This is a genomic window from Streptomyces sp. SID12488, assembly GCF_010548275.1.
Lineage (GTDB): Bacteria > Actinomycetota > Actinomycetes > Streptomycetales > Streptomycetaceae > Streptomyces.
On record NZ_JAAGLT010000001.1, the window covers coordinates 642,100 to 663,790 of the forward strand.

The 21,691-nt window shown below is 69.3% G+C and carries 19 protein-coding genes and 2 tRNA genes; 15 read left to right on the forward strand and 6 right to left on the reverse strand.

Features of this window, described 5'->3' with window-relative positions; translation table 11 throughout:
• The first annotated feature begins 100 nt into the window (after nucleotides 1-100).
• The 7 genes from G3I56_RS02895 (at nucleotide 101) to G3I56_RS02930 (ending at nucleotide 7,013) form a co-directional block, all read left to right on the forward strand.
• The gene (locus G3I56_RS02895; RefSeq protein WP_164406945.1) at nucleotides 101-1,075 is read left to right on the forward strand and encodes a phosphatase PAP2 family protein; all 975 of its coding nucleotides are present in this window, start codon (nucleotides 101-103) and stop codon (nucleotides 1,073-1,075) included.
• On the forward strand, nucleotides 1,056-2,336 hold the full coding sequence (locus tag G3I56_RS43545; protein ID WP_239134693.1) for a hypothetical protein: 1,281 nt from the start codon (nucleotides 1,056-1,058) through the stop codon (nucleotides 2,334-2,336). Before G3I56_RS02895 ends, G3I56_RS43545 begins: the two co-directional genes overlap by 20 nt.
• Nucleotides 2,327-3,955, forward strand: coding sequence for a hypothetical protein (locus G3I56_RS02910; RefSeq protein WP_164406946.1), 1,629 nt, complete (start codon nucleotides 2,327-2,329; stop codon nucleotides 3,953-3,955). Before G3I56_RS43545 ends, G3I56_RS02910 begins: the two co-directional genes overlap by 10 nt.
• A 79-nt stretch (nucleotides 3,956-4,034) precedes the next feature.
• Nucleotides 4,035-5,387: an AAA domain-containing protein gene (locus tag G3I56_RS02915; protein WP_164406947.1), complete on the forward strand. Its 1,353-nt coding sequence runs from the start codon at nucleotides 4,035-4,037 to the stop codon at nucleotides 5,385-5,387.
• Nucleotides 5,388-5,729: 342 nt separating this feature from the next.
• On the forward strand, nucleotides 5,730-6,137 hold the full coding sequence (locus G3I56_RS02920; RefSeq protein ID WP_164406949.1) for a hypothetical protein: 408 nt from the start codon (nucleotides 5,730-5,732) through the stop codon (nucleotides 6,135-6,137).
• 167 nt (nucleotides 6,138-6,304) lie between these two features.
• Entirely contained in the window at nucleotides 6,305-6,949 is a 645-nt protein-coding gene (locus tag G3I56_RS02925) for a hypothetical protein (RefSeq protein WP_164406950.1), read from the forward strand.
• A tRNA-Lys gene (locus G3I56_RS02930) sits at nucleotides 6,940-7,013 on the forward strand. The genes G3I56_RS02925 and G3I56_RS02930 overlap by 10 nt, the downstream gene beginning before the upstream one ends.
• 69 nt (nucleotides 7,014-7,082) lie before the next feature.
• On the opposite strand, the gene G3I56_RS02935 is transcribed toward G3I56_RS02930, so the two are convergent.
• On the reverse strand, nucleotides 7,083-8,438 hold the full coding sequence (locus tag G3I56_RS02935) for a M6 family metalloprotease domain-containing protein (protein WP_343239843.1): 1,356 nt from the start codon (nucleotides 8,436-8,438) through the stop codon (nucleotides 7,083-7,085).
• A 447-nt stretch (nucleotides 8,439-8,885) separates the two neighbouring features.
• Here G3I56_RS02935 and G3I56_RS02940 point away from each other — a divergent pair, with 447 nt between their 5' ends.
• Nucleotides 8,886-10,877, forward strand: coding sequence for an EAL domain-containing protein (locus tag G3I56_RS02940; RefSeq protein ID WP_164406951.1), 1,992 nt, complete (start codon nucleotides 8,886-8,888; stop codon nucleotides 10,875-10,877).
• Nucleotides 10,878-10,899: 22 nt separating this feature from the next.
• Here the strand turns inward: G3I56_RS02940 and G3I56_RS02945 are convergent, their stop codons facing one another.
• Together G3I56_RS02945 and G3I56_RS02950 are read right to left on the reverse strand one after the other, a co-directional pair.
• The gene (locus G3I56_RS02945) at nucleotides 10,900-12,048 is read right to left on the reverse strand and encodes an LLM class flavin-dependent oxidoreductase (protein WP_164406952.1); all 1,149 of its coding nucleotides are present in this window, start codon (nucleotides 12,046-12,048) and stop codon (nucleotides 10,900-10,902) included.
• Between the two features lie 225 nt (nucleotides 12,049-12,273).
• Nucleotides 12,274-12,978: a decarboxylase gene (locus G3I56_RS02950; RefSeq protein ID WP_164406954.1), complete on the reverse strand. Its 705-nt coding sequence runs from the start codon at nucleotides 12,976-12,978 to the stop codon at nucleotides 12,274-12,276.
• A 284-nt stretch (nucleotides 12,979-13,262) separates the two neighbouring features.
• On the opposite strand from G3I56_RS02950, the gene G3I56_RS02955 reads away from it, so the two are divergent.
• The 7 genes from G3I56_RS02955 to G3I56_RS02985 all read left to right on the forward strand — a co-directional run bounded on the left by G3I56_RS02955 (nucleotide 13,263) and on the right by G3I56_RS02985 (nucleotide 18,491).
• Nucleotides 13,263-14,213, forward strand: a complete 951-nt coding sequence (locus G3I56_RS02955; RefSeq protein ID WP_164406955.1) for a D-2-hydroxyacid dehydrogenase — start codon at nucleotides 13,263-13,265, stop codon at nucleotides 14,211-14,213.
• Nucleotides 14,214-14,356: 143 nt separating this feature from the next.
• The gene (gene ehuB / locus G3I56_RS02960; protein WP_343239855.1) at nucleotides 14,357-15,289 is read left to right on the forward strand and encodes an ectoine/hydroxyectoine ABC transporter substrate-binding protein EhuB; all 933 of its coding nucleotides are present in this window, start codon (nucleotides 14,357-14,359) and stop codon (nucleotides 15,287-15,289) included.
• Nucleotides 15,286-15,957, forward strand: a complete 672-nt coding sequence (gene ehuC / locus G3I56_RS02965) for an ectoine/hydroxyectoine ABC transporter permease subunit EhuC (protein ID WP_164406957.1) — start codon at nucleotides 15,286-15,288, stop codon at nucleotides 15,955-15,957. Before ehuB ends, ehuC begins: the two co-directional genes overlap by 4 nt.
• Complete coding sequence (gene ehuD / locus G3I56_RS02970; RefSeq protein WP_164406958.1) at nucleotides 15,954-16,604, forward strand: ectoine/hydroxyectoine ABC transporter permease subunit EhuD; 651 nt, start codon at nucleotides 15,954-15,956, stop codon at nucleotides 16,602-16,604. Before ehuC ends, ehuD begins: the two co-directional genes overlap by 4 nt.
• Nucleotides 16,594-17,370 (forward strand): ectoine/hydroxyectoine ABC transporter ATP-binding protein EhuA, encoded by a 777-nt coding sequence (gene ehuA, locus G3I56_RS02975; RefSeq protein WP_164406960.1) that lies wholly within the window; start codon nucleotides 16,594-16,596, stop codon nucleotides 17,368-17,370. Before ehuD ends, ehuA begins: the two co-directional genes overlap by 11 nt.
• A 191-nt stretch (nucleotides 17,371-17,561) precedes the next feature.
• Entirely contained in the window at nucleotides 17,562-18,320 is a 759-nt protein-coding gene (locus tag G3I56_RS02980) for an IclR family transcriptional regulator C-terminal domain-containing protein (protein WP_164406961.1), read from the forward strand.
• Nucleotides 18,321-18,417: 97 nt separating this feature from the next.
• Nucleotides 18,418-18,491, forward strand: a tRNA-Lys gene (locus G3I56_RS02985).
• A 65-nt stretch (nucleotides 18,492-18,556) separates the two neighbouring features.
• On the opposite strand, the gene G3I56_RS43550 is transcribed toward G3I56_RS02985, so the two are convergent.
• The 3 genes from G3I56_RS43550 to G3I56_RS03000 form a co-directional block, all read right to left on the reverse strand.
• Nucleotides 18,557-18,925, reverse strand: coding sequence for a hypothetical protein (locus tag G3I56_RS43550; protein WP_164406962.1), 369 nt, complete (start codon nucleotides 18,923-18,925; stop codon nucleotides 18,557-18,559).
• Nucleotides 18,926-19,028: 103 nt separating this feature from the next.
• Nucleotides 19,029-20,225 (reverse strand): NotI family restriction endonuclease, encoded by a 1,197-nt coding sequence (locus G3I56_RS02995; protein WP_164406963.1) that lies wholly within the window; start codon nucleotides 20,223-20,225, stop codon nucleotides 19,029-19,031.
• A complete protein-coding gene (locus G3I56_RS03000) occupies nucleotides 20,226-21,161 on the reverse strand; it encodes a site-specific DNA-methyltransferase (RefSeq protein ID WP_164407248.1) in 936 nt (311 codons plus the stop codon).
• Nucleotides 21,162-21,691 lie beyond the last annotated feature (530 nt).

Here is a 21,691-nt window from a genome sequence, read left to right on the forward strand (position 1 = left end):
GCATGGGGCGTTCACGTACACCGTAAAATCGGACGAACCGCAGGCCACCGACGACCGGAGGCGCAGCTCAACGGGAACACAGAGTGGGAGAGACGATCGGATGCCGCGGACCGATAGTGCACGGACCGGGGCGGCCTCGCCCACCCGCCTCCGCTGGTGGACCGAGCTGCCACTGCTCCTGCTGGTCTACGCGTGCTATTCGACCGGACGCCTGCTGGTGCGGGGAGACGAGTCGACCGCCGTCGATCACGGCCTGGCGATCCTCCGGTTCGAGAAGTCCCTGTGGCTGAACGCCGAGCACCCGCTCAACCGTCTGTTCACCCGCGAACCCTGGATCGGCGTACCGGCCGACTTCTGGTACGCGTCGCTGCACTACCTCGTCACCCCCGCCATCCTGATCTGGCTCTTCCGGTCCCGTGCCGTCCACTACCGGGCGGCCCGCGCCTGGCTGATGACCTCGACCTTCATCGGCCTCATCGGCTTCACCCTGCTGCCCACCTGCCCGCCCCGCCTGCTCGACGCCGGCCACGGCTTCGTGGACACGATGGCCCAGTACAGCTCGTACGGCTGGTGGGGCGGCCAGGCCAGCGCCCCGCGAGGGCTCGGCGGTATGACGAACCAGTACGCGGCGATGCCCAGCCTGCACGTCGGCTGGGCCCTGTGGTGCGGAGTGATGCTGTGGCGGTACGGCGGTACGCGCACCACCAAGGTCCTGGGCGTCGCCTACCCGCTGATCACCACCATCGTGGTCATGGGCACCGCCAACCACTACTTCCTCGACGCCGCCGCGGGCGCCGCCGTGATGGGCCTCGGGCTGCTGCTGGCACCGCTCGTCATACGGAACGCGGACCGGGCGAGGGCGTGGATCACGGCCCGCGTCGCGCCTGTCGCGCCCGTCGCAACGCGCTCTCACGGCGCAGAGGCCCCAATTGTCAGTGGTGAATGCCAGACTTCCCCGCGTGAGCGAATTCCAAGGCAGCGCGAGTCCGTCTTCGGGCCAGGTCCCGGGCCAGGGGCCGAGCCGAGTACCGCTTCCGCGGACGCGGGGGACGGCGCTGCGGCAGCGGCTCGCTGAACTGCGCGGTCCCGCGGTCCCGCCGAAGGCACTGGACGCGCGTGCCCTCGCGGCCCTCGCCGCCAACCCCGGGTGCAGACGGCGCGCGATCCTGGACGGCGCGGGGGTGAACAAGGCGACGCTGGCGAGCGCGCTGGGTTCACCGACCGCCTTCGGACAGTCCCAGTTCGCTCTGGCGCGCGGCAACACCTTCGAGGCCCGGGTCAAGGCCGACGGCGGCGCGGAGCTGCTCCGGCTGGTGCACGAGAAGCTGGACCCGGGTGCCGAACCGCCGACGGAGGCCGAGGTACCCGACCTCACGGCGAGCGGGCCGGAGGGCCGCACCGCGCGGACGGCACTGGCCCTGCGCGAAGCCACAGCGGCGGCGCGGGCCGCCACGGGTACGGGTACGGGTACGGGTACGGGTACGGGTACGGGTACGGGTACGGGTACGGGTACGGGTACGGGTACGGGTACGGGTACGGGTACGGGTACGGGTACGGGCGGCTGGACGCTCCTCGACCACCCCATGCTCGCCCTCGACGTCGCGGGCTCGCCGGCCTTCCTGGAACCGGACGCGGTGGTCGTGCACCCCGACGGCAGCTGGACGGTCGTCGAGATCAAGTCCTTCCCGATGCTGGACGGTTCGGCGGACCCCGCGAAGGTGGGTGCGGCGGCCCGCCAGGCCGCCGTGTACGTGCTGGCGCTGGAGGAGGTCGCCGCTCGGCTCGTCCAGGACGGCGATCCGGCGCCGGTCGTGCGCCACCGGGTGCTGCTGGTCTGTCCGAAGGACTTCTCCAACCTCGCGGCGGCGTCCGCGGTCGACGTCCGCAAGCAGCGCGCGGTGACCGGCCGCCAGCTGTCCCGGCTGACCCGTATCGAGGACATCGCCGACACCCTCCCCGAGGGCACCTGCTTCGACCCGGACCTGCCCACCGCCGAACTGACCGCGTCGGTCGAGTCGGTCCCCGCGGAGTACGCGCCGGAGTGCCTGTCCACGTGCGAGCTGGCCTTCCACTGCCGCGACCGTTCCCGCGCGCGGGGCGCGGTGACGTCCCTGGGCCGTTCCGTACGGGCCGAACTGGGCGCCCTGACCACGGTCGACGACGTCCTGTCGGCGGCCCACGGCCGGTCCGGTGACCCTGCCGACCCGACGGTGGCCACGCTGCGGAGGGCGGCCACCCTGCGCGCGGAGGCGCTGCGCGGCGCCGAACTCGCCCCTCCGGAGACGGAGTTGGAGCTGGAGTTGGAGTTGGGGACAGGGGGTGCCGCATGTCGTTGATCGCCACGCTCGCCCGCCTCGAAGCAGTCAGCACCGGGCGCGCCCAGCCCGCCGCCACCGTCCGGCACCGCCATCTGTCCGAGCGGCCGCTCGTCCTCGTACCGCTGATCACCGCCGGTGAGGCCGGGGCTCCGCTGGGCGCGCTGGTCGGCGACGACCGGGACGCGCCGCGTCTGCTCGTCGTACCTCAGCCGCGCGACCGCGACCTCAGGTTCGCGTTCCTCGCCGAACTGGCCGACGTCGTCCTGCCGTTCATCGACTCCCACGCCGAAGCCGTGGAGGCCGCGGAGCGCAACGAGATCGACCCGGAGACCGGCAAGCGCGTAAAGGTCGAGGTCGAACTGTGCGCGGACGCACCCCAGTTGATCGTCCCGAGCCGCGCCGGCATCGACTTCGTACGGCTGCTGGGGCGCTCGATGCGCTTCAGGCGTACGGCGGAACAGGACCCGGAGACGCCACATCCCGCGCCGCCCCATGTGCCGTTGCTCGGCCGCTGGTTCACGCACTACGGGGAGCGGGCCCGGGTCCCCGGCTCCGCCCTCCTCCTGGCGCTGACGGACGTGCTGTCGCGGCACTGGGCCACCGGTCAGTCCACGCTGGAGGACCAGCACCTGGGTGCGCTGCTCGCCTGGATCGACCCGCCGGACGGGGTGTCGGGCGCCGAGGCGGCGCTGCGGGCCGAGTTGGCGCGGGACGGGAAGGGGCAGCTGCTGTGGCCGCCGGCCGGTCCGGCGACCGACCCCGCGTTCGACAACAAGCTGCTCGCCCCCGCGATCGAGAACTACAACCGCGCGCGGACGGCGCTCGCCGGCGCCGAGGACGGTGAGTCGGCGGACGACCGGCTCGGTGTACTCACCGCCACCGAGCGGGAGATCCGCGCCCTCGTCGAGAGCCGTACGCGGCCCACCTGGGACGCGGTGTGGCGCGGCCTCGACCTCCTGAGGACGCTGCCGGAGGGCGCGCACGCGGGCGACAGGTGGACGCGCGACCGGTGGTCGTTCACCGGCCACCGCGACCGGGTCACCGCGGGCGAGCCCCCGCAGCCACGCCGCGACGACGCGGTGACGGCGGCGAACAAACTGGCCACGCGCGAGCGCGAGCAGGCCCGTCTGGAGGCCCAGGAGGCCTTGGACGACCCGCTGGTGATGGCGGGCCGACGGCTGTCCGGGGAGGCGTTCGCGGGCGAGGTCACGGACGTCGTCATGACGTACAGCGAGGGCAAGCGCCCGAGCCCGCGCCCATTGGTCACCGTCCGCACCGACGACCGCCCGCAGCTCGCCGAGCGGGTGAAGGTGTACCGCTCGCTGGGCGGCAAGCCGCAGGCGGCGGAGTTCGTGGGCCGTGAGGACGGTCCGGGAGCGGAGGGTTCGGGATCCGAGGGTTCGGTGATCGTCCTGCGAGTGGTCGACAAGATGGGCCGCGGCAAGGAGCCCGAGGTCGGATCAGTGCCCGAGAAGGGGGACCTGATCTGCTTCACGCTCTTCGAGCACGAACAGCGGGGCGGCGCGAAGCTCCCCGACGCGGACCAGACCCCGTGGACCCACGGCGGCCCACCGGGCGAGGAAGCGACACCGACGCTGCCGGCGGCCGACCCGGTGACCGAGGAGGACATCCTGTGAACGCCGGTTCGCGGAGGGGTTTTTCGATCGCCGCCGCCCAACGACACCGCTGCCGCCCCACCCCCGAGGAAGGCCCCCTGTGAACCCCGCTCACCCCCCGCAGGCCGCCTTCGATCCCGGCGCCGCCGCCGGGCGGGCCACCGACGCGATCCTCCGCGACACGCTGCACGGCACCCACCGCGGAGTCGTCGTCGACTCGCCGCCCGGGGCCGGGAAGTCCACGCTCGTGGTCCGGGCCGCGCTCGAACTGGCCGAGGCCGGGCGCCCGTTGATGGTCATCGCGCAGACGAACGCCCAGGTCGACGACCTCGTCGTCCGCCTCGCCGAGAAGAACCCCGAGCTGCCGGTTGGCCGCCTGCACAGCAGTGACTCCGACCCGTACGACAAGGCGCTGGACGACCTGCCGAACGTACGGAAGTCCGCGAAGGCGGCCGAGCTCGCGGGCCTGGACGTGGTGATCTCCACGGCCGCCAAGTGGGCCCACGTCAAGGTCGACGAGCCATGGCGGCACGCGATCGTGGACGAGGCGTACCAGATGCGCTCGGACGCGCTGCTCGCCGTCGCCGGACTGTTCGAGCGGGCCCTGTTCGTGGGCGACCCGGGCCAGCTGGACCCCTTCTCGATCGTCGGCGCGGAACAGTGGGCGGGCCTGTCGTACGACCCGTCGGCCTCGGCGGTCACGACCCTCCTGGCCCACAACCCCGAGCTGCCCCAGCACCGCCTGCCGGTGTCCTGGCGGCTCCCGGCCTCGGCCGCGCCACTCGTCTCGGCCGCCTTCTACCCGTACACCCCGTTCCGCAGCGGCACCGGCCACGGCGACCGGCGGCTCGCCTTCGCGGTCCCGTCGGACGGCTCGGCCCCGGACCGGGTGCTCGACGAGGCCGCCGAATCGGGCTGGGGCCTGCTGGAACTCCCCGCCCGGCACACCCCGCGCACGGACCCCGAGGCGGTACGCGCGGTTGCCCTGGTCGTACGCCGCATGCTGGACCGGGGCGGCGCGGCCACGTCGGAACGCGGGCCCGACCCGACGCCGCTCACGGCCGACCGGATCGCGGTCGGCACCGCGCACCGGGATCAGGCGGCGGCCGTCCGGGCGGCGCTCGCCGAGCTGGGGGTCGCGGACGTCACCGTGGACACGGCGAACCGCCTCCAGGGGCGGGAGTTCGACGTGACGGTGATCCTGCACCCCCTCTCCGGCCGCCCCGACGCCACCGCCTTCCACCTGGAGACGGGCCGCCTCTGCGTCCTCGCCTCCAGACACCGGCACGCGTGCGTGGTGGTGTGCCGAGCGGGCGTGACGGAACTCCTGGACGACCATCCGTCGACGGAGCCGGTCCAGCTCGGGGTGACGGTGAAGTTCCCGGACGGCTGGGAGGCGATGATGTCCACATGGGATCGCTGGTCCGAGCACCGGGTGTCCTGGCAGCCGTGATCGACGCGCCCCGGGCCCCTGGCCAACAGGCGCCCGGCACAGCGCCGCCCCCATCGCCGGACGGAGTCCGGCACGCCGCCGCAGGCGGCCGATGGTTACAGCCCCCGACGGCTGGGAGGCGAACCACGCCGTGCTGTCGCATCTCGCGGAGCACCGGGTGCCCTGGCGGCCGTAGCGGCAGATCAGCTGCCTCATCGGGCGAACCCGGGGCCCACTTGCGCGGGCAGGGGACAATGGACGGTGGCCCGGCTCGACGGCGGGGCCTTTCGACCGTGTGCCGTACATGCCGTGGCGCATGGAGGGTACGTACGAACGGTGCGGACCGTACGAGGAGGAGAAGACATGGCGGAGCCAACGCCGCGTCGCAACGAACCGCGGCTACGCCCCGCGCCCCTGCTCTTCGAGCCCACGCAGGTGGCCGACGACCCCGAGCACTTCTTCGACCTGGAGTCGATCGACGACCCCCGCGCGCTGCTGACCCGCGCCACGGAGCTGACCCTCGCGTTCCGCGCCGCGACCGACCGCGCGGTCGAGTTCCAGGCGATGGCGGCGGCCCAGCTCGCCGACCCGCGCCGCTTCGACCGGCTGACCACGGCCGACATCGCGAACCAGGCGCAGTGGACCGAGGACTACGCGACGAAGATGGTCGAGTACGGCCGTGAGCTGCTGCGCGACGGCGGGGAGAACGCCAGCGGCGGAGGCGGCAGCGGGATCGGCGGCCACGGCCAGGGACACGTCGACCCGGTCTGATCCGGCCTGATCCGGCCTGAACCTGTCTCGTCCCAGCTGGCCCGATCCGGTCTCGAAAGTTCGTGCGGCATATTCAGGAGGGCAAGGTACCCCACCTCGCCCCCTCCCGTCCCGGTTTCCGGCAACCCTCGGAGATCATGCGGTCACTGCCGGTAGATCTAGATGCCATGAGCAGCACACACTCTGACGTCTCGGGAGTCACCTCGGAGGGCGCCGTCTGGCTCGCCTCCGCAGGAACGTATCCGCGCAGCACGCTCTCGCTCTGGGCCGAGCAGCCCACCGCACCGCTGGTCCTGCCTTGCGGCACCGCGTTCGACGTCGTCAACGTGCCGGCTGTCTTCGGCCGCAGGATGCTCGACCGCCTCTGGGACGACGGGCCCGGCTCCGGCCCGGTGGCGGCCTATCGGGGCCGGATCCTCCTGTTCGCGGCGCTGGGTACGGCCCAACGGCTGCCGTCGCTGCTGAGGTGGGAGGAGTGGGGCTCGGCCGGCGAGGGAGGCGAAGACGGCGGCGGTGGCGCCCGGCGCAGGCACTCGATCCCGCCGCTCCTCTGTCACGGCCGCGGCGACGCCGTGACGGTCCCCGCACTGGAGCCCGACACCGAGCACAGGGAGGCAGAGGGCGATCTTCGGCCGGAATCCCGCTGGGTCGTCGCCCCCGACACCACCCAGCCCTGGCTTCCGGGCCCGGAAATCCTGCTCTGGGCGGCCGTGCGGGCGGCCCGCGCCGCGGTCTCCGGCGGGGTGCGGATATCGATTTTTCCTCCCGCCGATCAGGGTGCTAATGTCTACGACGTCAGCAGGCGCCGCTAGCTCAGTTGGTTAGAGCAGCTGACTCTTAATCAGCGGGTCCGGGGTTCGAGTCCCTGGCGGCGCACGTTGTCGATTGGCGAGGCTGTTCACCAACAGCCTCGCCAACGTCGTTTCCGGACACCTCACAAACGTCTCAGCCGCCCGCCGTGATCTGCACCGTCCACGCCCCCGAGGGCGTACGGCCCTCCACCTCGACGCGGACGTTCTCGCCGGGCACCGTGAAGCTCTCGCCGAGGGCCACGGGCGCGTCCGCGAGGGGCGGGTACACGGAGTCCTCCCAGCAGGCCTCGGTACGCGGATGGGCGTCGACCACCTCGACCGGACCTCCGCCCGACTCGGCCCCGCCGCGCACCCGGTAGACGAGCACACCCTGCGTACAGGTCGCGCTGTCGTTGCCCGTCGTCCCCCGCGCCTCGAAGGCGAGCGCCCGATCGGCCCCGGTCCGCACGACGGCCAGCTTCACCCCGTTCCCCTGCCCGAAGACCGGCGCACCCGCCCCCGCACCCCCTCCACCGACCGCATCCGCACGGGCGTATGCGGTCGTAGCCGGATGTGCCCCCAGCGATTCCAGGGTCAGCCGGGCCGAAGTTCTCCCGCGGACACACACCACTTGGCGTGGTTCCAGCCACCCGAGTTTCCACTTGTGCCAGGCGAACAGGTCCGGCGCCAGTCCGAACTGGCTGCCCATCAGGTCCCAGTCGCCGACGTACGTGTCCCAGTCGCCCTTTCCGTCCACGGGCCGGTGGTAGAGGTCGGGCAGGTCGAAGACGTGGCCCGTCTCGTGGGCCAGGACAAGCCGGTCGGGCGGGTGTTTCTCGAAGACGGTGACGACCCGCCGGATGTCCGCGCCGTCGGCTCGCAGCGGGACGTCCAGGTTGACGACCTTCGTCGCGTCGGAGTCGACACCCGGCGCGTCCGGGTCGGCCACGAAGTACACGATGTCGTAGCGCGAGAAGTCGACGTCCCGGTCGGCGGCGGCGAGCGCGTCGCGCAGATAGGCGGCCCGGTGGGCGGCGCTCCAGTCCCGCTGTATGGCGTACGAGGTCGACGGCCTCGGCATCCGGATCCAGTTCGGGAGCGGGTGCGGGCGCAGCGTGAACCTGCCGTACGAGGCACGGGCGAAGAAGTCGCTGGTGGCGGGGAAGTGGTCGGCGGCCAGCTCGGCGGGGGTGGTCCGTGGACGCGCGTCCGGGAAGGAGAGGAACACCATCACGGCGTCGAGGGCGCGGACCGGGCGTGGATAGGCGGCGTTCCAGGTGTCCAGGCCCTCCGAGTGGTGGGCGTCGGTGCGCTGGAGGGCGCAGGACTGCGCCGAAAAGGGTTCGGCGACCGAGGGGCCCGCGATGAGGGAGGTGGCGGCCAGGGCCGTCATGGTCGTGAGAACGGCAGCCGTGCTGCGCAGATGGGGGCGCGCTCCGGCGCACGCGAGCCCCTTGAATCCCGCCAGGGCATCACGGGTGAGCCCTTTGAGGGGGAGCTGACGCGGCACGCAGACCTCCGATGCGGTTGGGGGACACCGCAACCCAGCCTGTGTGATCTTGCGTTTGTATGCCCTGTTTGTCTGCACCAGAAGGGTGATTGAGAGGCAATCAGGCGGGTGACCAGGGACGATCGGAGGCGGCCGGGTAAACGGCCAAGCATGCGAGGGCTCACCCTTCGTGGAGCGACACCCCGAAACACTCACGGAACGTCACAAGCGATCGAGGGCGAAGGAACCCGTCCAGGCGCGGGCAGAAACGATCTGTCAAAACCGCCGGTCGTTCATGGACACTGGACAGTGGCTGGAAGGGCCTGGGACCAGCCTCTATGATCGGCACACTTTCCTGGCACTTCCCTGACACTTTCCTGCACGGACAAGGCCGGGGCGGCGGTTTGCCGCCCGGTCGGCCGCCCGACGGGATCCACATCAAGACCGAGTGCACTGCGGGAGCGAGCGGTGAGCGGAACGTCCGAAGGGCCGGCGCCCTCGGTAGATCTCATCCGGCCGGCCGACACAGAGAGTAACTCCGGCACGTCTTCTACTTCTTCTACGTCGTCCATGCCGTCCATGCCATCCGTGGCGTCCGTCGCGTCCGTCACGTCAATGGCGTCCATGGCGTCTTCCCATGTGGCTGCCGGTACGGCTCTGCTGCGCGGTGCGTTCGCGGCGGCGCCGCTGGCAATGGCCGTGGTGGACCGCGAGGGCCTGGTCGTCACGGCCAACGAGTCCCTGGGCGCACTGCTTGGCATCGACCCGGAAGTGCTGGTCGGGAAGGTCGCCGCCGATCTGGTGGACCTGGCCTCCGACACCCGGGCGTGGCACGCGTACCGCGAGGTGCTGCGCGGCCGGCAGGCACGGCTGCGCTGCACACGCCGCCTCAAGCACCCGGACGGGCACTCCCTGTGGGCCCAGGTCACGGTCACACCGCTGCCGGCCGAGACTGCGGCGGAGGCGGCGGAGGGTTCGGGTTCGGAAGGGTCTCGGGCTTCGGAAGGAGTTCAGGGGTACGGAGGCCGGGGCGTTCTGCTGTCCGTGGCCGACATCAGCGCACGCCGTGAACTCCAGGCGCGGCTGCGGCACTTGCAGATGCACGATCCGGTGACCCGGCTGCCCAACCGCACGCTGTTCTTCGAGCGGGTCTCGGCGGCGCTGGAGGCGGAGTCGTACGAGCAGAGCGGGACGGGCCGGATCGGGCTGTGCTACCTGGACCTCGACGGTTTCAAGGCCATCAACGACACCCTCGGTCATCGCGTCGGTGACCGGCTGCTCGCCGCCGTGGCCGAACGCCTCACGCGGTGCGCGGAGGAGGCGGGGCTGGCCCGGCGGAACCCGGGCGCCGTCGCCCCGCTGGTGGCGAGACTGGGCGGCGACGAGTTCGCGCTGCTGATCGAGGACTCGACAGGCACCGACCAACTGGCCGACCTGGCCGAGTCGGTGCTCAAGGCCCTCCAGCTCCCCTTCGACCTCGCCGGTCAGCGGATGTCCGTCTCCGCGTCCATCGGGGTCGTCGAACGGCACGCGGCGGGCACGACTCCCACGGGTCTGATGCAGGCCGCGGACACAACGCTGTACTGGGCCAAGGCCGACGGGAAGTCCCGGTGGACGCTCTTCGATCCCGAGCGCAACGCTCACCGCATGACCCGCCAGGCTCTGTCCTCCACTCTCCGGCCGGCCATCGAGCGGGGTGAATTCACCCTGGACTACCAGCCGTTGGTGGGCATGGCGGACGGCCGGGTGCACGGTGTGGAGGCGTTGGTGCGCTGGCACCACCCCCAGTTCGGCACGTTGACGCCGAACCGGTTCATCGGACTGGCCGAGGAGGACGGTTCGATCGTGCAGCTGGGGCGCTGGGTCCTCGCCACGGCCTGCCGCCAGGCCCGCCGCTGGCAGCTCGAACGTCCGGACAAGCCGCCGATCTTCGTGAGCGTGAACGTCGCCGTACGTCAGGTCTGGGACTCGGACCTGGTGGCGGACGTGGCGGAGATCCTCGCGGAGACCGGCCTACCGGCGGAGTTGCTGCAGCTGGAGCTGACGGAGTCGGCGGTCATGGGCTCCGCCGGCCGACCCCTCCAGGCACTCCAGGCACTCAGCGACATGGGCGTAGGCATCGCGATCGACGACTTCGGCACGGGGTACTCGAACCTGGCCTACCTCAGCCGGCTGCCGGTGTCAGTACTGAAACTGGACGGTTCTTTCGTGCGGGGGTTCCAGTACGAGGGCGAGGGCGTCGCGCCGAACCCGGCCGATGAGATCGTCGTCGAGGCTATGATCCAACTCGCCCACCGGCTGGGGCTGACGGTCACCGCGGAGTGCGTGGAGACGGCGGCCCAGGCCGAACGCCTGCGCCGTATCGGGTGCGACACGGGGCAGGGGTGGCTCTACTCACGGCCGGTGGGGGCGGATCGGATCTCCCTGCTGATGGGAGGGAGTTCGTGTCGGCAGGGGTGATCCGTCGTTGTCTGCCGCTTCGTCAGACCGTTGCCGGGTTCGGGTTCGGGTTCGTGGGCAATCCGTAGGCGTCCGCGATGAGTTCGTACGAGCGTAGGCGCAGATCGCCCCGGTGGGCGTGGGAGACGAGCATCAACTCGTCGGCTACCGTGCGCTTTTGCAGGTCGTCCAGGCCTGTGCGGACCTCGTCCGCCGTGCCGTGGACGATGTTCGTCATCCAGGAGCTGATGAACTCCCTTTCCATCGGGCTGAATTCGTACGCCTCCGCTTCCTCCGGAGCCGGGAACAGGCCGGGGCGGCCGGAGCGCAGGCGGGCCATGTTGAGGCCCATCGCCAGGACCTGGCGGCGGGCCTCGTTCTCGTCGTCGGTGGCGAGGGCGGACACGCCGATGACGGCGTAGGGGGCGTCGAGGACGCCCGAGGGCTGGAAGGACTCGCGGTAGAGGTCCAGGGCCGGGACGGTGTTCTGCGCGGAGAAGTGGTGCGCGAAGGCGAAGGGGAGGCCCAGGACGCCGGCCAGGCGGGCGCTGAAGCCGGAGGAGCCGAGCAGCCAGACGGGCGGGCGGTGGGCGGACTGGACTCCGCCCGGGGACGTCGACTGGATCGGGCCGGGGATGGCGTGGATGCGGCGGTAGGGGTGGCCGTCGGGGAAGTCGTCATCCAGGAAGCGGGTCAGCTCCGCGAGTTGCTGGGGGAAGTCGTCGGCGCCTTCGTTGAGCCGCTCCGTGCGGCGGAGGGCCGCCGCGGTGGCGCCGTCCGTGCCCGGGGCCCGGCCGAGGCCCAGGTCGATGCGGCCCGGCGCCATGGCTTCGAGGGTGCCGAACTGTTCCGCGATGACCAGGGGGGCGTGGTTGGGGAGCATGACTCCGCCGGAGCCCAGGCGGATGCGGTGGGTGTGGGCGGCGAGGTGGGCGAGGATCACGGCGGGTGAGGAGGAGGCCACGCCGGGCATGGAGTGGTGTTCGGCCACCCAGTAGCGGTGGAAGCCGCGGGATTCGGTGAGGCGGGAGAGGGCGACGCTGGTTCGCAGGGCGTCGGTGGCGGTGTGGCCGGAGCCTACGGTGACCAGGTCGAGGACGGAGAGGGGGACGGGGGCGGTGCCCTGCGTCGTGCCTCGGATCTCGTCTGCCGTCGCGTCTGCCGTCGCGTCTGGCGTCGCGTCTGCCGTCACGGTGGATGCCTCCTGCTGCTGTTTCGGTGCCGTGCGCTGTCCTCCGGACTGGAACAGGAGGCTGACTCCGTTTATTCCCGGGGTGTTTCTCGCCCCCGCCGCCCTTACCCGTCCCATCCTGTACCTGGGGGCTGCACCCCCAGACCCCCCTACGGCCCTGAACGGGCCTTGTCCTCAAACTCCCCCAGAGGGGGACCCCCGGACGGGCTGAATTATCCCGGCGCGTCAGGCCTGTATCAGCGGCTCCTTTGTGAAAAGCGTGCCCAGGGACGGGGCGTTCACTTTGCGGGTCGTCAGCCTCAGGGCTTCCCATACCGAGACCTGGTTCGCCGTGAGGACCGGCTTCGTGAGGTGTTTCTCCAGGGTCTCGATGTGGGACGCCGTGTGCAGTGCCGTGTCCGGGAGGAGCAGCGCCTCCGCGTCAGCATGGTCGGCCTCCTGGGCCAGCGACAGCAGCTCCTCCTCTCCCCACTCCCCCGCCTCCGCGTGGATCCCGACACCGTGGACCGCCGTGACCTCGATCCCCGCGGCCCTCAGGAACTCCGCGAACAGTTCCGCCACGTCCGCCGGGTACGGCGCCCCGATCGCCACCTTCCGTACCCCGAGCTCCCGCACCGCGTGCACGAAGGCGAACGACGTCGACGACGCCGGTGTGCCCGCGGCCCGGGCAAGGGCGCGTATCTGCTCGTGGGCGCCCTCCCATCCGTACAGGAAGCTGCCGCTGGTAGACGCCCAGACCACCGCCTCCGGGCCGCTGAGCAGCAGCTCCGCCGCGCCCGCCGCGAGGCGGTCCGCCGAGCCCGTCTCCAGGGCCTCGCCGATTTCCGTGTGGACCAGATCCAGCCGGATGTCGCTGCCGAGAAGCTGCTCGATGCGGTGATAGTCGTCCTCGGCGGAGTGGCCCGGGTAGAGGAATCCGAGTGCCGTCATGTCCAACCTTCCTGTTCCTGCTTCCGCTGCCTTCCGGCAGTACCTGGAGCCGGGTGGCCCCAGGGCTCGGGTACCCAGTCAGCGCAGCCCTGCCCACCTCATGATCCGGTTGGCCTAGATCATCGGGATACGCGGTTCCGACCCGGCAACGGACCGTGCACACGACCGTGTTGACGAAGGTGGGTCCGGGTGCAAGCGTGGTCAATCCGCGCATGTCAGACGCCTGGACGCCCGGACACCTGTGAACCCGGTCAGCCAGCCTCCTCGATCGGAAACGGCTCCCGATGCCCGCGCTCCCCACGCTTCTCGTCCTGGACGCCGATCCACCGCCCCGCCTCGGCCGGCTCACCGGGCGGGTCCGGATCGTGCACGCCGACGAGACCACCCTCGCCGGGCAACTCCCGCACGCCGACGTGCTGCTCGTCTGGGACTTCGCCTCGCACGCCGTGCGCGCCGCCTGGCCGGGTGAGGGGGCTCGGCCGCGCTGGGTGCACACCGCGAGCGCCGGAGTGGACCATCTGCTGTGTCCCGAACTCGCCGCGTCCGACACCGTGGTGACCAACGCGCGGGGCATTTTCGACCAGCCCATCGCCGAGTACGTCGCCGCCCTGGTCCTCGCGATGGCCAAGGACCTGCCGAGGACCCTGCACCTCCAGGCGCGGCGCGAATGGCGGCACCGGGAGTCGCAGCGGGTCGCCGGGACAAAGGCCTGTGTCGTCGGGTCGGGCCCCATCGGACGGGCAATCGCGAAGTATCTCAAGGCACTTGGCGTGACGACGGCGATCGTCGGGCGTACTCCGCGTACCGGCATCCACGGGCCCGACGACCTCAACCGGCTGATGGCGCGCGCCGATTGGGTGATCGCCGCCGCACCCCTCACCGCCGACACGCACCACATGTTCGACACCCGTCGCTTCGGCGTCATGCAGCCCTCGGCGCGTTTCGTCAACGTCGGCCGGGGACAGCTCGTCGACGAGGCCGCGCTCGCCGAGGCGCTGTCGAAGCGGTGGATCGCGGGCGCCGCCCTCGACGTGTTCGAGCACGAGCCGCTCACCTCCGACAGCCCTCTGTGGGAGGTGCCCGGGCTGATCGTCTCCCCGCACATGAGCGGCGACACGGTGGGCTGGCGCGATGAACTGGGCGCGCAGTTCATCGAGTTGTACGAGCGGTGGGAGACGGGAAATACACTCACGAACGTCGTCGACAAACAGCGCGGGTACGTACCTGGGCACTGACCCGGCATGTTCCCGCCGGGATAACAACCACCTTGCCTCGCCGCTCCGAGAATCCCTCGGAAAGCATTCCTCACATTCCCTGGCGCATAACCCGTGTGCTCTCGGGTAGCTGCGCGCCCATGGCTCCATCAATCGCTCCATCAATCGCTCCGTCAACCACTTCATCAATCGCGTCACCACTCGCACCATCAGGTATCAGACGCCGGTCGCTGTTCGCGGGGGTGGCGGCGCTCGGCACGCTCGGTACGGTCGGTTCCCTCGGCACCGGGTGCAGCCGGGTGTCCGCCGCCTCCGGCGTCGAAGGCGGTGACCTGCTCGACCGGCTTCGGGCGCAGGGCGTCGTACGACTCGGTATCGCCGGTGAGATCCCGCAGGGATTCATCGACAAGGACGGCGAACTGACGGGCGAGGCGCCCGAATTGGCGAGGGTCATCTTCAGGCGGCTGGGGGTGGACCGGGTCCAGCCCGTGCCCACCGAGTTCGGATCACTCATTCCCGGGCTGAATTCCCAGCAGTTCGATGTCGTGGCCGCCGGGATGTACGTAAATCCAGAACGCTGCGAACAGGTGATCTTCGCCGATCCCGACTACCAGATGCTCGATTCCTTCATTGTTCGCAAGGGAAATCCCAAGGATCTTCACAATTACCGGGATGTTGTCGAGAAGAAGGCCAGTCTGGCGACCGGTACCGGATATGCCGAGATCCAGTACGCGGTCGAGGCCGGCTACCAGGAGAGCGACCTGCTGATCGTGCCCGACCAGGTGGCCGGACTGAACGCCGTCGAGGCCGGACGCGTCGACGCCTTCGCCGGTACGGCGGTCACCGCGCGTCTGGTGGTGGAGAAGTCCGGCAAGGCGGAGGCCACCAAGGCCTTCGCCCCGCTCGTCGACGGCAAGCCGCATGTCGACGGGGGCGCCTTCGCGTTCCGGCTGACCGAGACAAGGCTCCGGGACGCCTTCAACGTGGAGTTGCACAGGATGAAGAAGAGCGGCGAGGTGTTCCGCATCCTGCGGCCGTTCGGCTTCACCCGGGCCGAGATGACCGATCTGACCGCGAAGGAGCTGTGCGGCGGATGACCTCGGGACTCTGGGAAATCGTCCTCAGGGGAGTCTGGGTCACCGTCCAACTCCTTCTGTTCAGCGCACTGTTGGGCGCAGTGGTCGCCTTCACGATCGGGATGGCGCGGACCCACCGGCTGCGGTCGGTGCGCTTCCTCGCGGGCTGCTACACCGAGGTGTTCCGCGGGACCTCGGCACTCGTGATGATCTTCTGGGTGTACTTCGTGCTGCCACCCGCCTTCGGCTGGCAGCTGGTGCCGATGTGGGCGGGCACACTCGCGCTCGGGCTGACCTACGGGGCGTACGGCACGGAGATCGTGCGCGGCGCGCTGAACGCCGTCGACCCGGCGCAGCGCGAGGGCGGGGTCGCGCTCGGGTTCACGCCCTGGCAGCGGATGCGGCTGGTCCTGCTGCCGCAGGCGGTGCCGGAGATGATCCCCTCCTTCGGCAACCTGTTGATCGAGCTGCTCAAGGGCACCGCGCTGGTCTCCGTCATGGGCATGGGTGACCTGGCCTTCAGCGGCAATCTGGTGCGCCTCGCGCTGCAGCAGAGCGCGGAGATCTACTCGTACATCCTGGTCATCTACTTCCTGATCGCCTTCCTCCTCACCCGGCTCATGCGCGGGCTGGAGAAGCGGCTGAAGGAGCAACTGGCCGGGCAGCCGACGGGTGGTGGTGTCGCATGACGTGGGACTGGGGCGCCGTACGCGATTTCCTGCCGCACCTGTGGGACGGGCTGCTCGTCACCCTCCAGGCGCTGGGCCTCGGGTCGCTGATCTCGTTCACGCTCGGGCTGGTCTGGGCGCTGCTGATGCGGACGCCGACGCGCTGGGTGCGCTGGCCGGTCGGAGTGGTCACGGAGTTCGTGCGGGACACCCCGCTGCTCGTGCAGCTGTTCTTCCTCTTCTACGTGCTCCCCGAGTGGGGTATCGGCGCCTCTGCGCTGACCACCGGTGTCGTCGCGATCGGGCTGCACTACTCGACGTACACGATGCAGGTCTACCGCGCCGGCATCGAGGCAGTGCCGCCGGGCCAGTGGGAGGCGGCCACGGCGCTCAGCCTGCCCGTGCGGCGCACCTGGACGGCGGTGATCCTGCCGCAGGCGTTGCGCCGGGTCGTGCCAGCGCTCGGCAACTACGTGATCGCGATGCTCAAGGACACACCGCTGCTGATGACGATCACCGTGCTGGACATGCTCGGTGAGGCGCGGCTCTTCTCCCAGGAGCACTTCCAGTTCACCGAGCCGCTGACCGTGATCGGTGTCGCCTTCGTCCTCATCTCCTTTCCCGCCTCCCTCCTCGTACGAGCTCTGGAGCGACGCCTTGCAAGTTGATACCGCCAAAAGCCCTGTTGCCGGCACCCCTACGGAACTGGTCCGGCTGGACCAGGTCACCAAACGGTTCGGTGAGCAGACCGTTCTCGACCGGCTGAGCCTCTCCGTCGAGGCGGGGCGGCACGTCACGCTCATCGGTCCGTCCGGGTCCGGCAAGACGACGATCCTGCGGCTGCTGATGACTCTGGCCAAGCCCGACGAGGGCACGATCACCGTCGACGGGGAGGCACTGTTCCCAGCCCCGGAGAAGCAGATCCGCGAGGTGCGGAAGAAGATCGGGATGGTGTTCCAGCACTTCAACCTCTTCCCGAACATGAGCGTGCTGCGCAACATCACCGAGGCGCCCGTCACCGTCCTCGGCCTGCCGAAGGACGAGGCGGAGGCGCGCGGGCGTGAGCTGTTGGAGCTGGTGGGCCTCGCGGACAAGGCCGACGAGCATCCGTCCCGGCTGTCGGGCGGGCAGCAGCAGCGGGTGGCGATCGCGCGGGCGCTGGCCATGCGCCCGCAGGTGCTGCTACTCGACGAGGTGACCTCGGCGCTCGACCCCGAGCTGGTCGCGGGCGTCCTCGACGTGCTGCGGGACATCGCCCGCAGCACCGACATCACGATGCTCTGCGTGACCCACGAGATGGGGTTCGCCCGGGACATCTCCGACCAAGTGCTGATGTTCGATTCTGGCCATGTGATCGAGTCCGGCCCACCGGAGCAGATCTTCGGCGATCCGGAGCGGGACAGAACGCGCGAATTCCTCAGCGCGGTGCTCTGACCGCGCCGGAGAGGGCATCACGGTAACTTCTACATGTCATAGGCATATGCCAGATGACCAATGCCCCTGCTGAGAGGCCGGAGCCCGGCCGACAATCTCGTCAACGCCCCCTCCACGCAGACCCCTTGGCGGCTATCGTGGAGGGGATTGGCTGTCCGGATCACGGCTAAAAGCAAGCCAGGGGGAACACCGTGGCTCTCAAGCACGAGCCGACCGCGCCGCACCACTCCACCCAGGACGCGCTGCGCGTCCTGGAGACAGTGGCACGGCACTCCGCCGGTGTCACCGACGCCGAAATCGCACGCCAGACCCACCTCGGCACGGACCTGCTCACCCCCCTCCTGCGGATGCTGCGCCGCGAGGGGTACGTCGAACAGGCCGCCGACGGTTCGTACGTCACCGGCACCGCCCTCAGCCGCCTCGGCGCCGCGCACGGCCATGACCAGGCCCTGCGCGCCCAGCTCCAGCACACCCTCGACCGGCTGCGCGACTCGGTGGGCGCGGCCGTCTACATGAGCCGGTACGTCGACGGCGAGATCCATGTCACCCAGTGCGCGGACAGCGCGGACACGCCCGCGGTCAACGAGTGGGTCGACTTCCGCTCGGCCGCGCACGCCAGCGCGATCGGCAAGAGCCTGCTGGGCCAGCTCGACCACAACAGCCGCCGTGACCATCTCGCCCGCCATAAGCTGGCCCGCCTCACCTCCCACACGATCACCAACGAGCGGCTCCTGCTCTCCCACCTGGAGACCCAGCCGCCCACGGCGCCGGTCCTGGACCTCCAGGAGTACGCGGTCGGCACGGTCTGCGCGGCGGTCCCGATCACGGCCGGCTCCACGGTCGGCTGCCTCGCCCTCTCCCTCCCGCTCCGGCACGCCCACCGCCTGCGCCAGGCGGCCGAGCGACTGAACCGGAGTGCGGGGCCGCTGCTGCTGTCGCTGGCCATCTAGCCCTCGATCGAGGCACGGCTGCCTGGTCCGGAGCACCCTCCCGGACCAGGTAGTATTTTTCTTGTCGCCAGCCGCGAGAGCGGTCGGCGAGAGTCATGCGCCGCTAGCTCAGTTGGTTAGAGCAGCTGACTCTTAATCAGCGGGTCCGGGGTTCGAGTCCCTGGCGGCGCACAGTCTGCGACCAAAGGCATTCTTCTCTCCGGAAGGGTGCCTTTGGTCGTTTTCAGGGCCGGATGCTAGCGACGGGCTACCGCCACCGTAGTCCGGCTGCACGGCGGGTGGTTGCGGAACGAGCGCGGCGGCGGTTTCCGCGGCCTGGCAGGCGATCTCCGGCAGCACCGATGTGTAGGTGTCGGCCGTGATCGTTGAGCGCTGCACGCAGCGGCGTGGATGCGTTGGACCGTTGCCAGACCGGTCGGCCGTGGAGTGGTAGCGGCACTGACCACGATGGCGTCGTACGCGGTCCGAATCTGGGCCGGCCGGAGCTTTTCCAGGGGGATGTCACCGAGCTGGGGCTTGAGGTAGCGCCGGATGAAACCCTCATACGAACGGCGAGTGTTGGCCGCCAGCTTGCGCTTGCCACCCATCCACTCATCCAGCCACACCGTGCCATCTCCCTGGCAATCGTGCGAAAATTCTAGCGCGCCTCATCACTCCGCAGGGTGCCTGCGCGTGTTCTAGCAACCCATCTTGAGCATCAACTGACCGTCATAGCAGGGTCTCTGGTTCGGGCTTGGGCGTCTTGGCTACGGCCTTCTTCGCCGCCTTCTTCCGCGGTGGTTGCGGCGGCTTCAATTCCGGCAGGAACTTCCCCAGTCGGGTCTTCATCGAGAGCTGTAGTCCATCTATGGCCCCGCCGGCCGCCAGAGCTGCCTCGGGAGCAAGGTCCAGGGCGTAGTGGCTCAGGGTGGCGGCGTCGGTGCCAATGACTCGCCAGAGACCCAGACGGTTAGGGGTCTCTGTCTCGGACAGGTCGGTGTCGAAGACATAGATCCAGGCCGGCGGGTTCTTAACCGGCTCGTGGTCGGGCTTTACCAAGCGCCAGGTGCCGTCCTCATAATCGGTCAGCTCCGGCTTGCCGAGGTGGCGCTGCCAGCTGTCCCAGACCGACCGCGGGATGGCGAAGATGCAGCCAGCCGAGGTGTCGTGGGCACCAAGCTGGAACTTGAACATCATCTGGTAGAAGGTGCGCTTGAACACGTTGGCGATGTTCGGCCCCTCGACCTTTTCGGCCAGCCACCATTGCTGTTGGCCGACCGCCTCGCCGAACCCGTCCCGATGCATGTGCAGGGCGCTGTTCAGGTTGGCCACAGCCTTGGCATATGTGCCGTGGAAGTCCATGGTCTGAATCTCGAAGATGCCGTACCGGCCGACGCTCAGGTTGCCCTGCTCGTCGGGCACCAGCTCGATCATGGTGGCGTCGAACGACAGCTCTGGCGAGCGTTCTGTCGATTGGATCCGTATCTCGCCACCGAGCTTGTTCTGGAAGTACACGATGGTCGGCAGGCCGGCAGCAACACGCTGCCGGACTTCCTCAGCAACGTCCTTCTGCGCGAGGACCGTGGCGGCTAAAACCGACACGTCCGTGCCTTCGGCGAAGCCGAACAGACGGTGGGCCGCGTTATCAAGCATCGGGACGTCGAGGGCCCGGAACGGGCAGACCAGCCAATCCTGGTGCTCGCCATTGCTCGTGCTGCTGATGGCGCAGACACCCTTGGAGTTCTTCCGCTTTACGCACGGAGTGTGCTTGTTCGTCGCGTTCGTCAAGAACGGGCAGCGCTGATGCTCTTGATCGTCGAGACTCGCCGCTGTCTGAGCGACCACCGGATAGACCCGGTGGCCGAACCACTCCGCGATGAAGTTGTTGGGCTCTTTCTTCTGCTTTGGGCTAGTCCCCCCGGACAACTACTCCTCCGTCTTCCTCTTGCTCTTCGTCGTGGGTTTGGCTGGTTGTCTTGCCTTCACGACCTTGGCCACGTTGGCCGTCGCCGCTTGATGGAACGGCTCGTTCAGCTCGAAGCCGATGCCGAGCCGATCGTGCGCCGCCGCCACAGACAGCGACCGCCCCGTGCCACAGAACGGATCAAGCACGGTGCCGCCGGGCGGGCACGAACTGAGGATGCGAGGCGTGATCAGATCTTCCGGGAAGGTCGCCGAGTGACCGTCCGAGCCAGATCGAGCCATCGTCTTCACTACGTCCAGAGCGCCTGGCTCGACCTTGCTCATGTCGTAGTAGTACTTCGGGCGGCCTTCCTTGGCGCGCTTCACGAAGTGGAAAAAGTGCTCGTGGCCCAGTCGCAGTCGGTCCTTCTCGGGACGTGGCGGCACGTTCGGCTTGTGCCAGATGAGGTCGTTGCGCACGATCCACCGCTTGTCTTGCATGGCGATGGCGAAGCGGGTAGGGACCAACAGCAGCTGCTTCTCCTGGCGATAGCCACCCATGGGAGTGCGGCGCCTGGATCGCGGGTTGTCGCCCAGACCCTGCCGACCGTCATGACGGATGCTGGACCAGCGGGCGAAGTAGGTGTCACCGATATTGATCCACATGCTGCCCTCAGCCTTGAGAGCAGCCGCGCCACGCTGCAAGATCTCGACGAGGTGAGCGATGTACCACTCGGGCAAGGGCTCCAGCCCAAGCACGCCACCGTGGGCGCGGTACCACTCGTAGGGCGGCACATCCATCTGATCCCGCGACTCGTCCTCGGCTAGCCACTCCTTGAGGATGTCCTCGTTGTGCTCTTGCCCGTACGACCGCAAGCCCCAGTAGGGCGGAGAGGTGATCAACAGATCGATGGACTCTGGCTCCAGCTTCTCCATCAGGTCGTAGGCATCGCCGTGCATCAGCTGCACTTGCCCGTCTCCCTCCGCCGGCTCATCCGCTGCGGGGGCTGACTCGTAGACCATCTCTAGCTGCTGAACCACAGGCGCAGCCTAGACGCTAGGTCTGACCGAAGCGAAGCTCACTGCCAATCGAGCATCGTTTGGGTAGTCGCTCCACATGCCAGCAACACACCGCCAGAGGTAGACGTACCCCACTGCCTGGTCTGTGGTGCAGTCCAGCTTGAAGTGTCTGTCATAGCACGCTACCGAGGTGGAACTGACTAATTCCGAGTCAGCCGATCCATTCTTCTGCTAACTCTAGTGCGCGTGCATAGCAGTCGAGAAGGATACTAATTTGAAGCAACTGATGCCCACACCCGTTCAGTCCATAACGAATAGGACTCCTCCGGCATGCACCGCTTGCGCAACGTGTCAGCCGTGACGGAGAGGCATCCCCTGTCGGCAGTGAAGCTCACTCCCCAAGCTATTAGACTGCCTTGCAGCCCAACTGGAAAGAGGAAAATTCTATGGTCCAGCGCACCGTAACCGTC

Bases quoted from the DNA above. Each gene is read 5' to 3' on its own strand.
- G3I56_RS02910 (WP_164406946.1), top strand. From the start codon at position 2,327: ATGTCGTTGATCGCCACGCTCGCCCGCCTCGAAGCAGTCAGCACCGGG.
- G3I56_RS02955 (WP_164406955.1), top strand. From the start codon at position 13,263: ATGCCCGCGCTCCCCACGCTTCTCGTCCTGGACGCCGATCCACCGCCC.
- ehuD (WP_164406958.1), top strand. From the start codon at position 15,954: ATGACGTGGGACTGGGGCGCCGTACGCGATTTCCTGCCGCACCTGTGG.
- G3I56_RS03000 (WP_164407248.1), bottom strand. From the start codon at position 21,161: ATGCACGGCGATGCCTACGACCTGATGGAGAAGCTGGAGCCAGAGTCC.
- G3I56_RS02920 (WP_164406949.1), top strand. From the start codon at position 5,730: ATGGCGGAGCCAACGCCGCGTCGCAACGAACCGCGGCTACGCCCCGCG.
- G3I56_RS02895 (WP_164406945.1), top strand. From the start codon at position 101: ATGCCGCGGACCGATAGTGCACGGACCGGGGCGGCCTCGCCCACCCGC.
- ehuC (WP_164406957.1), top strand. From the start codon at position 15,286: ATGACCTCGGGACTCTGGGAAATCGTCCTCAGGGGAGTCTGGGTCACC.
- G3I56_RS02950 (WP_164406954.1), bottom strand. From the start codon at position 12,978: ATGACGGCACTCGGATTCCTCTACCCGGGCCACTCCGCCGAGGACGAC.
- G3I56_RS02925 (WP_164406950.1), top strand. From the start codon at position 6,305: ATGAGCAGCACACACTCTGACGTCTCGGGAGTCACCTCGGAGGGCGCC.